The 15632-nt window shown below is 63.3% G+C and carries 14 protein-coding genes; 7 read left to right on the top strand and 7 right to left on the bottom strand.

Annotated features, from left to right (window positions below; translation table 11 throughout):
• Position 1 precedes the first annotated feature (1 nt).
• Entirely contained in the window at positions 2-226 is a 225-nt protein-coding gene (locus NFV80_RS11750; RefSeq protein WP_295324806.1) for a hypothetical protein, read from the top strand.
• Between the two features lie 3 nt (positions 227-229).
• Positions 230-1123, top strand: coding sequence for a formylglycine-generating enzyme family protein (locus NFV80_RS11755; protein ID WP_296758759.1), 894 nt, complete (start codon positions 230-232; stop codon positions 1121-1123).
• Positions 1124-1232: 109 nt separating this feature from the next.
• Here NFV80_RS11755 and NFV80_RS11760 read toward each other — a convergent pair whose 3' ends face one another.
• From NFV80_RS11760 to NFV80_RS11780, 5 genes are all read right to left on the bottom strand, one after another.
• Positions 1233-2246 carry an AI-2E family transporter gene (locus NFV80_RS11760; protein ID WP_296758760.1) on the bottom strand — a complete coding sequence of 338 codons (1014 nt, stop codon included), beginning with the start codon at positions 2244-2246 and terminating at the stop codon, positions 1233-1235.
• Positions 2247-2248: 2 nt separating this feature from the next.
• A complete protein-coding gene (gene murI, locus NFV80_RS11765; protein ID WP_295329488.1) occupies positions 2249-3034 on the bottom strand; it encodes a glutamate racemase in 786 nt (261 codons plus the stop codon).
• Between the two features lie 33 nt (positions 3035-3067).
• The gene (locus tag NFV80_RS11770; RefSeq protein ID WP_295329490.1) at positions 3068-3412 is read right to left on the bottom strand and encodes a RidA family protein; all 345 of its coding nucleotides are present in this window, start codon (positions 3410-3412) and stop codon (positions 3068-3070) included.
• 67 nt (positions 3413-3479) lie between these two features.
• A complete protein-coding gene (locus tag NFV80_RS11775) occupies positions 3480-5000 on the bottom strand; it encodes a fumarate hydratase (RefSeq protein WP_295329492.1) in 1521 nt (506 codons plus the stop codon).
• Between the two features lie 56 nt (positions 5001-5056).
• Positions 5057-5596 carry a TIGR00645 family protein gene (locus tag NFV80_RS11780; protein WP_295329494.1) on the bottom strand — a complete coding sequence of 180 codons (540 nt, stop codon included), beginning with the start codon at positions 5594-5596 and terminating at the stop codon, positions 5057-5059.
• A gap of 269 nt (positions 5597-5865) precedes the next feature.
• Between NFV80_RS11780 and acs the strand changes: the two genes are divergently transcribed.
• The 5 genes from acs to NFV80_RS11805 all read left to right on the top strand — a co-directional run bounded on the left by acs (position 5866) and on the right by NFV80_RS11805 (position 13037).
• The gene (gene acs, locus NFV80_RS11785; protein WP_295329496.1) at positions 5866-7830 is read left to right on the top strand and encodes an acetate--CoA ligase; all 1965 of its coding nucleotides are present in this window, start codon (positions 5866-5868) and stop codon (positions 7828-7830) included.
• 99 nt (positions 7831-7929) lie between these two features.
• Positions 7930-9840: a DUF294 nucleotidyltransferase-like domain-containing protein gene (locus NFV80_RS11790; RefSeq protein WP_295329498.1), complete on the top strand. Its 1911-nt coding sequence runs from the start codon at positions 7930-7932 to the stop codon at positions 9838-9840.
• Between the two features lie 2 nt (positions 9841-9842).
• Positions 9843-10559, top strand: coding sequence for a 3'-5' exonuclease (locus NFV80_RS11795; protein WP_295329500.1), 717 nt, complete (start codon positions 9843-9845; stop codon positions 10557-10559).
• A 15-nt stretch (positions 10560-10574) separates the two neighbouring features.
• On the top strand, positions 10575-12614 hold the full coding sequence (locus tag NFV80_RS11800) for a sodium:solute symporter family protein (protein ID WP_295329501.1): 2040 nt from the start codon (positions 10575-10577) through the stop codon (positions 12612-12614).
• Between the two features lie 153 nt (positions 12615-12767).
• Positions 12768-13037, top strand: coding sequence for a DUF4212 domain-containing protein (locus NFV80_RS11805; protein ID WP_295329503.1), 270 nt, complete (start codon positions 12768-12770; stop codon positions 13035-13037).
• A gap of 488 nt (positions 13038-13525) precedes the next feature.
• Here the strand turns inward: NFV80_RS11805 and NFV80_RS11810 are convergent, their stop codons facing one another.
• Together NFV80_RS11810 and NFV80_RS11815 are read right to left on the bottom strand one after the other, a co-directional pair.
• Entirely contained in the window at positions 13526-14461 is a 936-nt protein-coding gene (locus tag NFV80_RS11810) for a CysB family HTH-type transcriptional regulator (RefSeq protein WP_295329505.1), read from the bottom strand.
• A 9-nt stretch (positions 14462-14470) separates the two neighbouring features.
• Positions 14471-15538 (bottom strand): sulfate ABC transporter ATP-binding protein, encoded by a 1068-nt coding sequence (locus NFV80_RS11815; protein WP_295329507.1) that lies wholly within the window; start codon positions 15536-15538, stop codon positions 14471-14473.
• Between the last annotated feature and the right edge of the window lie 94 nt (positions 15539-15632).

Consider the following 15632-nt stretch of genomic DNA (forward strand, 5'->3'; position numbering starts at 1 on the left):
GATGAGCTTGCGTTTTTTTGCGATTCCGGCGTGCAACCCTGGAGCTGCCGAGGCCGAACTCAACGGCCTGCTCGCCGCCAGCCGCGTCTTGAGCGTCGAGCGCCAGTTGGTCCTGGCCGGCGCAAGCCATCGTGCCGGCGAACTGCAAGGCGCCCGGGGCGCCGGTAGGCGCGGAAGAACCGTACCGACAGCCCCTCGGGTCGCCGCCTCGCACGGGATGCCTTGAGCGATGGCGGCGTTTCCCTCGGATCCACCGTTCCCGCCCGAAGCGCAGCGGCGTCCGCCGGTCTTTCCGCTCCGCTGCGCGTCGGCCTGGGGCGACGACGCCCATGGCCTGTGGGTCGAGGTCGCGATTGCCGGCGTTGTCCAGTGTTTCCGCTGGATCGAACCCGGGGAGTTCCGGATGGGATCGCCGTCGGGCGAACCGGAGCGCTTGGAGGACGAAGGGCCACGTCACGGGGTGCGCCTGACCGCCGGCTACTGGCTGGCCGATACGGCGTGCACGCAGGCACTGTGGCAGGCGGTGATGCGCGACAACCCGAGCCATTTTCGGGAGAATCCGGCGAACCCGGTCGAACAGGTATCCTGGGACGATGTGGATGCTTTCCTGCAGCGGGTCGAAGAGATGCTGCCGGGAGTCGAAGTGCGCTTGCCGAGCGAGGCCGAGTGGGAGTACGCGTGTCGCGCGGGCAGCGACACGCCGTTCCACTTCGGCGAGACGATCAGCCCGGACCAGGCGAACTACAACGGGGATCATCCCTACGCCGGGGGCGAGAAGGGCCTGTATCGCGGGAAGACCGTGCCGGTGAAATCCTTCGCGCCGAACGCCTGGGGGTTGTACGAAATGCACGGCAATGTCTGGGAATGGTGCGCCGACGGTCTGCGCGAGTACGACAGCGAGATGCACGAGGATCCGCGTGGCCCGGAGGGCGATGCGCCGCGCGTCGTGCGTGGCGGCTCGTGGTTCGACGACGCCGGGAGTCTTCGCTCCGCCTGCCGCGACGGCTGGCCCCGCGACTTCCGCCTCCACGACCTGGGTTTCCGCTTTTCCCTGAGGTCCACCAGCCAGGCGGCGAACGCAGAGCGTTCGCCGGTAGGCGCGCTGCTCACGCGGGAGGCGTGAGCAGCGCGTGGCGCCTGCGGGGGAGACTCCGCGAGCGTATTTCGTCCAACCAGGCGCATCGCCGGCACCCCGATTCTGGTGCCAAGTCCGCCCGCTGCTCGCGCGCGTCTCAAATCATGCCGCGACTCGCCAGTTCGTCCTTCAGCCAGGCGTAGCAGATCGGCGCGGCGACCAGGCCGGAGAGGCCGAAGGTACTTTCCATGAGCAGCATCGCGCACAGCATTTCCCAGGCCCGGGCGTGAATCCGGGCGCCGACGATGCGCGCGTTGAGGAAATACTCGAGCTTGTGGATGACGATCAGGAAGACGAGCGAGGCGACGGCGACTGCCGGCGAGTGGGCGAGGCTGACGACGAAGATGATGGTGTTGGAAATCAGGTTGCCGACCACCGGCAGCAGGCCGACGACGAAGGTGACGACGATCATCGTCTTGGTCAGCGGCAGGTGGGCACCGAAAATCGGCAGCGCGACGGCGAGGTAAAGGGCGGTAAACGTGGTGTTCAGCGCCGAGATCCGGATCTGCGCGAAGACGACTTGGCGGAAGGCTTCGCCCAGGCGGAAGACGCGTTCGCCGAGCGCGCGCGCCAGTGGTCCCAGGTTCTCGCCCGGTCCGGCTTCGCGCAGCGAAACCAGGCCACCGATGACCATGCCGATCAGCAGGTGTGCGAGCAGGCGCCCGGTTTCCTTGCCGATCACTTGCAGCTCGGCCGAATGTTCGCGCAGCCACTGCCCGGCACGCTCACGGATCGCCTCGCCGCCGCGCGGCAGCAGATCGGCGAGCCAGGTCGGCAGCGTCGAGCGCGAAGTCTCGATGATTTCAGCCATCTTGGTGAGCAGCGCGGCGAAGCTGCCCCCCTCGCTGTTCATGAACACGACCAGGCCGAGCACTGCGGCAGTGACCGCGCCGACGACCAGCGACACCACCAGAAATACTGCTATGGCTTTCGCGCGGCTGCTCGACAGGCGGCGCGCAAGGAACGGTGCGAGCACATGCACGACTTCAAACACCAGCAGTCCGGCGATCAAGGCCGGCACCAGGTGAACCTCGATGACCAGCAGCACGAGCACTACGGCCAGCACCCAGGAAGCGTGATCGCTGTTCGTCGTGCGGCGGGCAGCGGTCATGCTCAGGTGATCACCAGACGCGCCGCACCGTGCAGGTGAGCGGTGAGGGCATGCAGGCCGAGCGCCGGCAGCGCCGCCTGCAACCTTTCCGGCCGGGCGGTGGCGAGCAGCGTCAGCCGCCCTTGCCCGTAAGCATCGGCGCCGGCGAGGCGGACGCATTGACGGGCAACGGCGTCTGCCACGTCGACCAGCGCTGCCCGGTCGGCAACGATCGGTTCCAGCACCGGGCAGAGAAAGGCGTAATGCGTGCAACCGAGAACGATCTGGTCGACTCCGGCAGCGAGCAGCGGCGAGAGGTGGCGGTGTGCTTCCCCGGCGAAATCGGGGTCGTCGAGCGCCAGCGCTTCGACGCGCGTCGCCCAGCCCGGGCAGGGTTCGACATCCACCTGGACGCTGCCCGCGTGCTGCCGGATGAGCTGGGCCAGACGCTCGCTGCGCGCGGTCGATTCGGTGGCGAGAACCGCGATGCGGCCGCTGCGCGATCGCTGCGCCGCCGGTTTGACGCCGGGCTCGACACCGACCACGGGCAGGTCGGGAAAGGACTCGCGAAAGGCGGCGACCGCCGCCACCGTGGCCGTGTTGCAGGCGACGACGATGAGGCCGCAGCCCTGCTCGACCAGGTGCCTGCCGATCGTCAGCACACGCTGGCGGATGTAGCCATCGTCCTTGTCGCCATAGGGCAGGTGCGCAGTATCGGCGAGGTAGACCAGATCGGCGCGCGGCAGGGCGCGGGCGATGGCGGCGAGTACCGAGAGGCCGCCGAGGCCGCTGTCGAAGACGCCGATCATCGTTTCGTGCCGTGCATCGGCAGCACCGGGGCGCTAGCGTGCAGCAACGACGGCGATTTCCACGAGAAAATCGGGGTGGCTCAGCTTCGCTTCGACGCACACCCGGACCGGTGCCGTGCCGCGTGGCACCCAGCGGTCCCAGACCGAATTGAAGGCGATCGAGTCGTCGATGTCGCGCAGGTAAATGGTGGCCATCAGCAGCCGGGTCTTGTCGCTCCCTGCCTGATCGAGCAGCTTTTCGATGCCGGCCAGAACCTCGTGCGCCTGCGTGGCGACGTTGCTGTCCATCGTTTGCGGTGTTTCGACGAGATAGACCGTGCTTCCGTAGGCACAGATGTCCGAATAGCGCTGCGTCGTCCCGCGCCGCTCGATCGTCATGGCTCCCCTCTCCAGCCACGGAAAGGTCGGCCAGGAACCGGCACCCTGTCTCTGACCGGCAGGCATGCTAGGCGACTGTAACGGGGATCTTGCCGATTCTTGCCTGCCACTCCTTCGGGCCCGTGTCGTGCACCGAAGTCCCTGACGAATCGACCGCGACGGTGACCGGCATGTCCTTGACATCGAACTCGTAAATTGCCTCCATGCCGAGATCGGCGAAACCGACCACCTTGGCTGTCCTGATCGCCTTGGCGACGAGATAGGCGGCGCCACCGACGGCCATCAGGTACGCCGAGCGGTGTTTCCTGATCGCCGCGATCGCCGCCGGCCCGCGCTCCGCCTTGCCGACCATCGAGATCAGCCCGGTTTCGGCGAGCATCATTTCGGTGAACTTGTCCATTCTCGTCGCGGTGGTCGGCCCGGCCGGACCAACGGCTTCGTCGCGCACCGGGTCGACCGGGCCGACGTAATAGATGACGCGGTTGGTGAAGTCGACCGGCAGTTTCTCGCCCCGGGCCAGCATCTCCTGGATGCGTTGGTGGGCGGCGTCGCGGCCCGTCAGCATCTTGCCGTTGAGCAGCAGCGTCTGTCCGGGCTTCCAGGCGGCAACTTCTGCGGGCGTCAGGGCGTCGAGGTCTACCCGCGTCGAGGTTTCGGTGTTCGCAGTCCAGCTTACCTTGGGCCATTCATCGAGATCCGGCGGCGTCAGGATCGCCGGCCCGGAACCGTCGAGATGGAAGTGTGCGTGGCGGGTTGCCGCACAGTTCGGGATCATCGCCACCGGCAGGCTGGCGGCATGCGTCGGATAGTCGAGGATCTTGACGTCGAGGACGGTGGTCAGGCCACCGAGGCCCTGTGCGCCGATGCCCAGCGCGTTCACCTTCTCGTACAGTTCGAGTCGCAACTCTTCGATGCGATTGGCCGCGCCACGTGCGATCAGTTCGTGGATGTCCACCGGGGCCATCAGCGATTCCTTGGCGAGCAGCATTGCCTTCTCGGGCGTGCCGCCGATGCCGATGCCGAGGATTCCCGGCGGACACCAGCCGGCGCCCATCGTCGGGACCGTCTTGAGCACCCAGTCGACAATCGAGTCGGAGGGGTTGAGCGCGTAGAACTTGGACTTGTTTTCCGAGCCGCCGCCCTTGGCGGCGCAGATGACTTCGACGTGGTGGCCGGGAACGAGTTCATAATGCACGACCGCCGGCGTATTGTCGCGCGAGTTCCTGCGCGCGCCCGCCGGGTCGAGCAGCACCGAGGCGCGCAGCTTGTTGTCCGGGTGGTTATAGGCGCGGCGGACTCCCTCGTCGCACATTTCCTGGACGGACAGCGTGGCGTCCCAGTGCACGTCCATGCCGACCTTGAGGAAGATCACGGCGATCCCCGTATCCTGGCAGATCGGCCGCTGGCCTTCCGCGCACATGCGGCTGTTGGTGAGGATCTGGGCGATCGCGTCGCGGGCTGCCGGGCTCTGCTCGCGTTCGTAGGCGGCACCGAGGGCCTTGATATAGTCGAGCGGGTGATAGTAGCTGATATATTGGAATGCGTCGGCGACGCTCTGGATGAAGTCTTCCTGCTTGATGGTGGTCATTTCAACCCTCTCTCGTGGGGACAAGCAGCAGGGGGCTCCCTGCTGCGGATGGCTGATCAGTGCCCTGCCAGGTGCTGTGTTTTTCCCAGCACAACGGTCTGGGTCATGATTCGGTCAACCCAGGCCATGGCCAGCGCCGAGCACAGAAAGACCACATGGATGGTGACCTGCCACTTGATCGTGTGCTCGTTCAGGTTTTCGGCGTTGATGAATGTCTTCAACAGGTGAATCGACGAGATGCCGATGATCGCCGTCGATAGCTTGATCTTGAGTACTCCGGCATTGACGTGCGAGAGCCATTCCGGCTGGTCGGGGTGGTTTTCGAGATCGAGTCGGGAGACAAAGGTTTCGTAGCCGCCGATGATTACCATGATCAGCAGGTTGGCGATCATCACGACGTCGATCAGGCCGAGGACGACGAGCATCACGTCTGTTTCGTTGACTTGCGCACCGCTGAAAAAGAGGTTATGAACCAGGTGCGACAACTCGACCATGAACAGGTAAACATAAGCGCCCTGGGCAATGATCAGGCCGAGATAGAGGGGTGCCTGCAGCCAGCGGCTCCAGAAGATGAACGTCTCGAGCCGGTTTAGCATGGGTTTCGATGAGGCCATGGGACAAGCGCCGAAGTTGCGGGATGCGAGATTCTAGCACCAAGCCCCGCTTCGGTTACGGCGCATGGCCATGGCGTAAGTGGTGTGTAAGAATGGCGGCGTTTAATCCTCGCGAATTGGCGTGACACGGGGTAGCGCCGGCAACGTATCACCTGCCTTCCGCCAAGCAGGAGTCGCGAACATGGGTACGCTTCGCCGCTTGCTGCATCGCTTTCTTGAATCCTCCACCAATACCAAACAGGAGATGGGACATGTCACTGAACGAGGCCGTTAAATTTTTTGAGCCATCCGCCGAGTTTGTCAAGCAGGCCACGATTTCTGGCATGGATGCGTACAAGGCGTTGTGCGCCGAGGCGGAACGGGATTACACCGGTTACTGGGGTCGCCTGGCCCGCGAACATGTTTCCTGGAAGGAGCCCTTCACGCAGGTGCTCGACGAGTCGAACGCCCCGTTCTTCAAGTGGTTCGCCGATGGCAAGTTGAATGCCTCCTACAACTGCCTGGATCGCAATGTCGAAGCCGGGCTGGGGGACAAGGTCGCGATCGTCTTTGAAGCCGACGACGGCGAAGTGACGCGGGTCAGCTACGCGGAACTGCTGTCCCGGGTCAGCCGGTTCGCCAACGGTCTGCGGTCGCGTGGCATCAAGAAAGGTGACCGGGTGCTGATCTATCTCTCGATGGGCATCGAGGGCATCGTCGCGATGCAGGCCTGTGCGCGCATCGGAGCGATTCACTCGGTCGTTTTTGGCGGCTTTTCGGCGCAGTCGGTGCGCGACCGAATCAACGATGCGGGTGCGGTGGCGGTGATTACCGCCGACGAACAGTGCCGCGGCGGCAAGAAGATCCCGCTCAAGCCGGCGGTCGACGAAGCGATGGGCCTTGGCGGTTGCGAGTCGGTGAAGGACGTCATTGTCTTGCAGCGCACCGGCGGGCCTTGCGACATGGTTGCCGGTCGTGACATCTGGTGGCACGACGTGATTGCCGGGCAGTCCGACGTGTGCGAGCCGGAGTGGGTCGAAGCCGAACACCCCTTGTTCCTCCTCTACACCTCGGGTTCGACCGGCAAGCCAAAGGGCGTCCAGCACTCGACCGGCGGTTACCTGCTGTACGCCATTCTGACCATGAAGTGGACCTTCGACCTGAAGCCCAACGATCTCTTCTGGTGTACTGCGGACATCGGCTGGGTCACCGGGCACACCTACATCACCTACGGTCCGCTGGCGTGCGGCGGCACCGAGATTGTTTTCGAGGGAATCCCGACGTATCCTGATGCTGGCCGCTTCTGGAAGATGATCCAGGATCACAAGGTCAATATCTTCTACACCGCGCCGACCGCAATCCGCTCGCTGATCAAGGCAGCCGACAGCAATCCGACGGTCGCGCCGGTGCAATATGACCTGTCGTCGTTGCGCCTGCTCGGTACGGTCGGCGAACCGATCAACCCGGCGGCCTGGCAATGGTATTACGACAGTGTCGGTGGCGGTCGTTGCCCGATCGTCGACACGTTCTGGCAGACCGAGACCGGGGGTCACATGATTACGCCGCTGCCTGGCGTGACGCCGTTGGTGCCGGGCTCCTGCACCCTGCCGTTCCCGGGAATCCAGGCGGCGGTAGTCGATGAAACCGGTACCGAACTGGATTGGGGGAAGGGTGGCCTGCTGGTGGTCAAGCGACCCTGGCCGGCGATGATCCGCAACATCTGGGGCGATCCCGATCGCTTCAAGAAGTCGTATTATCCTGACGATTTCGCCGGCAAACTCTACCTCGCCGGCGACGGCTCGATACGTGACATCCACACCGGCTATTTCACGATCACCGGCCGGATCGACGACGTGCTGAACGTTTCCGGTCACCGCATGGGGACCTTGGAAATCGAATCTGCGCTGGTTTCGCACCCGATGGTTGCCGAAGCCGCGGTGGTCGGTCGCCCGGACGACCTGACCGGCGAGGCGATCTGTGCCTTCGTCGTTCTCAAGGGTCCGCGGCCAACCGGCGACGCGGCCAAGAAGATGGTCAAGGAGCTACAGGATCACGTCGGACGCGAAATCGGGCCGATCGCCAAACCGAAGGATCTGCGTTTCGGCGAGAACCTTCCCAAGACTCGTTCGGGCAAGATCATGCGTCGCCTTCTGCGCTCCCTGGCGAGAGGGGAAACCAGCGCGCAGGACGTGTCGACCCTCGAAAACCCAGCGATTCTCGATCAACTGCGAGGCTGATCCAGCGCAGCGTACGGCCTTCGGGCACTGTCCGACGGCCGCGCGCCCAGACGGACCGGCGTCAGTGTCGCCGGTCCGTAACGTGATCGAGGAACTGCGATGAGCAACCGTGCGACGGAGATGCTGGTCTCGGCATGCATCCGGTTCCTGCAGGGTTTTCCGCCTTTTGATCGAATGGAACAGAATGCTCTGCGCTTCCTCGCCGAGCATGTCACCCTGAACCATTACCCGAAGGGTGCGCGGATTCTTTCCAGCGAAATGGGTACGGCGCACGCCCTTTATATCCTGCAGCGGGGCAGGGTGCGAGTCCGGGCGACTGGCGGGGCCAGCAATCTCGAGTTTTCGTCGGTGACGCTGGGTCCCGGCCAAGCCTTCTCGATTGGTGCGCTGATGGCGCAGCGTCCGACCTCGGGCGCCTACGTCGCGCGTGAAGACGTCTTCTGCTACGAACTGCCTGCCGACGATTTCTTTGCGTTGACGCAGAAGAGCACGGTCTTCAACCTTTTCTGTACGCAATACATCGCCGGCTTGCTCAAGCAGTCGCAGCAGCAGCTGCAGTTGCAGTTTGCGCAGCGTGCCGCCGAGCAGAAGACGATGAATTCGCCCCTGTCTGCGATCGTCAAGCGCGAGCCGGTAGCGGTTGCTGCGGATGCGTCGATTCGCCAGGTTGTCGAGCTGATGGCCGAGCGCCATCTGGGCTCGATGGTCGTGGTCGATGCCAACGGGCATCCGGTGGGCATTTTCACCCTGTCCGACGTCCTCAAAAGGATCGTTCTGCCCGGTACGCCGCTCGAACAAGCGATCTCGTCGGTGATGTCGGCCGCGCCGCAGACCTTGCCGCTCGCTGCCAACGCGCACGATGCGGCGCTGGCGATGGCAATGCACGGCATCCGCCACGTGCTGGCGGTCGACGAGGGCGGCCGCCTGAAGGGAGTGGTCTCGGAACGTGACCTGTTCAAGCTGCAGGGCGCCGGGCTGCGGCAGATCCGGCACGCGATCGATGCGGCGAGCAGTGTCGACGTCCTCCTGCATGCCCGCGAGGACGTCCGTCAGTTGGCCCTGACCATGCTCGCCGAAGGCGGCGGGGCGCAGGAGATCACCCAGTTCATTTCGACGCTCAACGATACCGTTACCCGTCGGATCATCGAACTGAATCTCGATCGGCATGACTTGTATGGCATAGATTGGGCGTGGCTGTCGTTCGGCTCGGAGGGTCGCGACGAGCAGACCTTTACCACCGACCAGGATAACGGCATCGTCTATATCTGTACCGATATCATGGATCGCGAAATGACGCAGTTGCGCTTGCTCGAGTTTGCGCGCGACGTCAATGCCGATCTCGACAAGTGCGGGTTTCCGCTGTGCAAGGGCAACATCATGGCGAGCAACCCGGAACTGTGTCTGACGCTTGAGGAGTGGGAGGAGAGATTCGCCCACTGGGTGCGCACGCCGGAACCACAGGCCTTGCTCAACGCGACGATCTTCTTCGATTTCCGGCCGCTCTACGGCAAGTTCCATCTGGCGCACCGCATGCGCATCTCGCTCTTCCGTCAGACGGTGGGCAATCCGCTGTTCCTGCGCATGCTGGCACAGAACGCGCTGAGTGTGGCGCCGCCCTTGGGCAGGATTCGCGACTTCGTGACCGACGCCGATCCCGAGCACCCGGGAACGATCGATCTCAAGAAATTCGGCGTTCGCCTGTTTACCGACGCGGCACGTGTTTTTGCGCTGGCGCGACAGGTCGAGGCGACCAATACGGTGGCGCGCCTCAGGCGAACCGGACCCATGATGAACATGTCGTCCGAGGAAGTGGCAGCAAGCCTCGAAGGTTTCAACTTCATCCAGTTGCTGCGCCTGCGGCACCAGCATTTCGAGCAGGAGCACGGGCGTGCCGGTGACAATCTGGTCAGGCCAGTCGAGCTCAACGAAATCGAACGGCACATTCTCAAGGAATCGTTCCGGCAGGCGCGCAAACTGCAGGGGCGGCTCAAACTCGATTATCAACTCTGATCATGAGCTGGCTTTCCAGGCTCTTCGCGGGACAGGAAGCAGGCGGCTTGACGCTCACCGCCGAGCAGCAGCAGTCGATCGCCAACTGGCGGCAGTTGCCCGAGCCGGAACTTCGCCGCTCGCACTTCCGCAGTCGCTACGTGGTGGTCGACGTCGAGGCCAGCGGCATCAACGTGAAGACCGATCGCCTGTGCGCGATTGCCGCCCTGGCGCTGGTCGACGGGCAGCTCCGTTTTCGTGACGCCTTCCAGTTGCTGCTGACAGATGCGAAGGCGGTGGGTGATCCTGTGCCGCGGGCCGACGGAATTCTGAAGCCGATAGCGGAAGATGGCGAGCCCGAGGTCGACGCGCTGATTTCCTTCCTGCACTTTGTCGGCAAGTCGCCGCTGGTGGCCTACAACGTACCGTTCGTCGCGGCGATGATAGAACGCGAGCTGGCAGCCAGATTGGGGGTCGAATTGGCGCTGCCGTGGATTGATCTGGCGTGGGTGATGCCCGATCTCTTTCGTCAGGTCGACCAGACGCAGACCGGGCTGGACACCTGGCTCGACCACTTCGGTATCGAGAGCATCAGACGCCACGATGCCGTTTCCGATGCTTACGTCGCCTCGCAGATGCTGCAGATCGCGATAGCCGCCGCTGCGCACAAGGGCATCGATACACCGGCCGGCCTGCTGGAACTCGAAAAGGCTCGTCGCCACATGCACCAGAGCGGCTAGGCTGGGCGTCTCGCGATGGCCGACTACAAGATCCCGTTGCGCCGTTATTACGCCTCCTACACCGTCGGCTTCTTCGTTTTCATCCTCGGCCTGGGTGTACTCGAGCGCCACGGCATGCCGCCGCGCTGGATCGGCTATTCGTTTCTGCTGCTGACCATTCTGCTCTACGCGACGATTGGCGTGCTGGCGCGCACCGCCAGCGTCTCCGAGTATTACGTCGCCGGGCGGCGGGTGCCGGCGGTGTTCAACGGCATGGCGACCGGTGCCGACTGGATGAGTTCGGCGTCGTTCATGGGCCTCGCCGGTACGCTCTATCTGTCCGGTTACCAGGGCTTGGCCTACGTCATGGGCTGGACCGGCGGCTACGTTCTGGTTGCCCTGCTGTTGGCACCGTACCTGCGCCGCTTCGGACAATTCACCGTCCCCGATTTTCTTGCCGCCCGCTACGGCGGCAATCTGGCGCGACTGGTCGGCGTTTTTGCCACCGTTCTCGCGTCGTTCGTTTATGTGGTCGCCCAGATCTATGCGGTCGGCCTGATTACCAGCCGCTTCGTCGGTCTTCAATTCGAGGTCGGGGTGTTCGTCGGCCTTGCCGGCATCCTGGTCTGCTCGTTCCTTGGCGGCATGCGGGCCGTAACGTGGACGCAGGTGGCGCAATACGCGATCCTGATCGTCGCCTATCTGGTTCCTGTGACCATTCTCTCCTACCAGGTCACCGGCATTCCCTTGCCCCAGCTGACCTACGGCCAGGTCCTGCAGAAAGTACAGGTCCTCGAAGAAGGGATCTTCGACGAGCCCGCCGAAGTTGACGCGCGTCGTCTATTTCACGAGCGCGCCGACGGCTATTACGAGCGAATCCTCTCCCTGCCCGCATCTCTTGATCAGGAGCGACACCACCTCACCCAACAAATCAACGACCTGAAGAGCAGCAATGTGCAGATGCGCGAGGTGGCTGCGCTCGAGCGGCAGCGTCGGGAACTGCCCACGAGCAGCACCGAGGCGAGAGCTTACTGGGAAACGCTGATGCGCCAGGCAGGGCAGCGCAGTATGGAACCCGAGCATCACCTGACGCCGTTTCCAGGAAATGGGGAGGCGGTGAACGATACGGCGCGCCTCAATTTCCTCAGCTTGATGTTCTGCCTGATGGTCGGCACTGCGGCCTTGCCCCACGTGCTGACGCGCTACTACACGACACCCAGCGTGCGTGAGGCGCGCAACTCGGTTTTCTGGTCGCTGTTTTTCATCCTCGCGCTGTACCTGACGGCACCGGCGTACGCCGCTTTCGCCAAGCACGAAATCTACTCGCATCTGGTCGGCTCCTCGATGGCACAGTTGCCGGTCTGGGTGAGTTCGTGGGGCAAGATCGGAATGGTCTCGATTGAGGACATCAATAACGATGGCATCCTGCAACTCGCCGAACTCTCCTTCAATCCGGACGTGATCCTGCTCGCCACTCCGGAGATTGCCGGGTTGCCGTATGTCGTTTCCGGGCTGGTGGCCGCCGGTGCGCTGGCGGCGGCGCTATCCACTGCCGATGGTCTGCTTCTGACGATTGCCAGCGCCTTGGCGCACGACGTCTACTACAAGATCTTTCGCCCGAAGGCGACCACCCAATGGCGGCTGGTCGTCTCCAAATCGCTGTTGCTGGTGGTCGCCGTGCTGGCTGCCAGCGTCGCCTCGCAGAAGCCGGCGACCATTCTGTTCATGGTTGCCTGGGCTTTCTCGCTCGCCGGCTCGGCCTTTTTTCCGGCGCTGATTCTCGGCGTGTTCTGGAAGCGGGCCACCGCAACCGGCGCGGTGAGCGGCATGATAATCGGCTTGGCATCGACCATCTATTACATGGTGCGTGTGCATTTCGACTCGATCCCCTGGCTCGGAATTCACGGCATCGGCATGGAACCCTGGCTGGGCATCCAGTCGACGGCAGCCGGTGTCTGGGGAGTCGCCGCCGGCTTCCTGACGATCGTCGTGGTCAGCCTGTTCGGCAAGCCGCCAAGTGGAGCGACGCAGGATTTTGTCGAAAGCGTCCGCTATCCCGAACTGGACGGTTCGTGATTCCCGTGACGGCGTTCCGCCGGCGCCTCGACCATTGCCGCTGGCGCGTGGCAACAGTGGACGAGGATTGTCGTTTTTTCCCGCGGCCTTCGTGCAGGGAAAGGGGAGCGACACCCGGAATTTTGCTGCGGCATTTCTGACCGGGGGTAGCGAATGCGGCTCGAGCGAAAACAGCGGGAATACTGGCGGCGCAACCTGCGGATGACTGCGTTCCTGTTGGCGATCTGGTTTGTCGTGACTTTTGTCGTCAGCTACTTCGCGCGTGATCTCGGGGGAATCGTCGTGCTCGGTTTCCCGCTCGGCTTCTACATGGGGGCGCAGGGCGCTCCCGTGATCTATGTCCTGATCATCTGGTGGTATGCCCGCTACATGAACAGGCTGGACCGCGAGTATGGGGTGAGCGACGCAGAAGCCGAGGACTGAGAAATCCGGGGATCGCCACGGGCGATCGCGAGCGTGCAAGCGACGTGTGTACCGCGTTCGCCACTTGATCGAATGCATCCACTCGACATCGAGCTTCCGACTCATTGCCACGCGCAAGGCAAGCGTGCCGAGTATATTTCCGGTTCAAGAAAACTATGCAGACGATCCGGCTTCACGTCGTCACGTTTGCGCCAGTTTCAGGTTGGCCGCGACAAAGCCGGAGAATTTCCTCGTTTGGGGGGTATCTGGAGCCGCCCCACCCGGACTCGACCGGAGGCATCGCGCGCAACGTCAGGAGAAATCTCGAATCTTGCCCGGGAGGCTGAATTTCCCCGTTGCCGGCAAGCCCGCTACGGACGTCTTTTCCCCGCGCTTGCCGCTTGCTGTCGCTGGTTCCACCACATCGAGAACGTCGTCCGAGGCCATCGACCAGGCACCATCATCGCAATCGGAAGATGGGCGCCGGCGTCGTTTTGCCAAGAAATGAATCAATCATTCCCGTTCTGTTTCTGGATCGCCGCCTTGAGGTTTTCCTCACCGATGTCGGGGCAGACCTTTTCGATGAACGCCAGGGCATAGCTGCGCAGGTAGATGCCGCGACGCACCGCCAGGCGGGTGGTGCTTTCGGGAAAAAGCTGCGGGACCGAGATCAGGACCAGATTGCGATCCTTGATGGCATCGTAGGCCATCGACGCGACAATGCCGACGCCCAGATCAAGCTCCACGTAGGTCTTGATGACATCCGCGTCAATTGCGGAGAGCACGATATCGGGAACGACACCGGCATCGGCAAAGGCCTTGTCGATCAGCGTCCGACCGGTGAATCCTTCCTGGTAGGTGATGATCGGGTACTCGCCGATGGTTTCAAGCGTCAGCGTCTCGACCTGCAGCAGCGGGTGACCGTAGGGAACGATCAGCGCATGGTGCCAGCGATAGAAGGGGAAGGTCACCAGCTCCGGGACCTTGTCCAGCCGTTCGGTGGCGATGCCGACGTCGGCCTCGCCGGCAACGACCAGGTCAGCGATCTCGCTCGGGCTTCCCTGGTGCAGCGCGAGGTGTACCCGGGGATAGTCGGTCTTGAACCACTTGATGATCTGCGGCAGCGCGTACCGGGCCTGTGTGTGGGTGGTGGCAACGACGAAGTGGCCGGTTTCCCGGCTCGCGAACTGGTCGGCGAGGCGACGCAGGTTCTGCGTGTCGAGGAGGATGCGGTCGACTACCGCGGCCAGCTCCTTGCCCGGTTCGGTCAGCCCGAGCAGCCGCTTGCCGCGGCGAACGAAGATTTCGATGCCGAGTTCGTCCTCGAGATCCTTGATGTGCTTGCTGACTCCCGGTTGCGAGGTGTACAGTGCGTTCGCCACCTCGGTGAGGTTGAAGTCCTGACGCAGCGTCTCGCGAATGATGCGTAATTGCTGTAAGTTCATCGAACGGCCTCAAGCTGCCAGGGCTTCCGCCTGGAAAACGCGAATGTGGCGCGGACGCAGCGACACCCGATCGCCCTCCGCGAGCCCCAGTGAGTGGAAAGTTTCCCGGGCGATGGTGACTTCGATCAATTCGCCGTCGAGGCGACTCAATTCGATCTGCGCGCTCGGTCCCACCGAAACGACGCGGAGGATCGTCGCCGGCAGACCACCGTCGGCTCCCCAGCCTGGAACGATGTCGAATTCGTGTGGCCGTACGAAAGCCACGGCCTTGCCTTCACTGCGGCTATCGACGGCGAGCGCCAGCGCATCCTCGCCGAGATGCAGATGCCCACCCTCGACCCGGCCATGGAAGAGATTGACCGAACCCAGGAAGTTGGCGACAAAGGGCGTCGCGGGATGGTCGTACACGGACTCCGGCGTGCCGATCTGCTCGACCTTGCCCCGGTTGATCACCACCACCCGGTCGGATACCTCGAGAGCCTCTTCCTGGTCGTGGGTGACGAAAACGCTGGTGACGTGGATTTCGTCGTGCAACTGCCGCAGCCACCGGCGCAGCTCCTTGCGCACCTTGGCGTCGAGAGCGCCGAAGGGTTCGTCGAGGAGCAGCACCTTCGGTTCCACCGCCAGCGCGCGTGCCAGCGCGATGCGCTGGCGCTGGCCGCCGGAAAGCTGCGACGGATAGCGATCCGCGAGCCAGTCGAGTTGTACCAGTTCCAGTAGTCGCTTGACTCGTCGCTTGATCTCTGCCTCGGCGAGGCGCTCGCGCCGCGGCTTGACACGCAGCCCGAAAGCGACGTTGTCCGCGATGCTCATGTGGCGGAAGAGGGCGTAGTGCTGGAAGACGAAACCGACGTGTCGCTCGCGGACATGGCGCGCCGAAGCATCATCGCCGTCGAGCAGAATCTGGCCCTGGTCGGCGAAGTCGAGACCGGCAATGATCCGCAGCAACGTCGTCTTGCCGCAACCGGAGGGGCCGAGCAGGGCGACCAACTCACCCGAGGGGATGTCGATCGAGACATCGTCAAGCGCCTTGAAGGTGCCGAACTGCTTGCTGATGTTACGGATGGCGATGCTCATGGCTCATTCTCCGGAAGTTTAATGTGAAAGTCGCCTCAGAGTCTTTTCCAACATGGTATGAGTCTGAACGGGCTGGGGTGTTTCCAAGGAGTAA

The organism is Accumulibacter sp. (assembly GCF_023806565.1).
Taxonomy (GTDB): domain Bacteria; phylum Pseudomonadota; class Gammaproteobacteria; order Burkholderiales; family Rhodocyclaceae; genus Accumulibacter.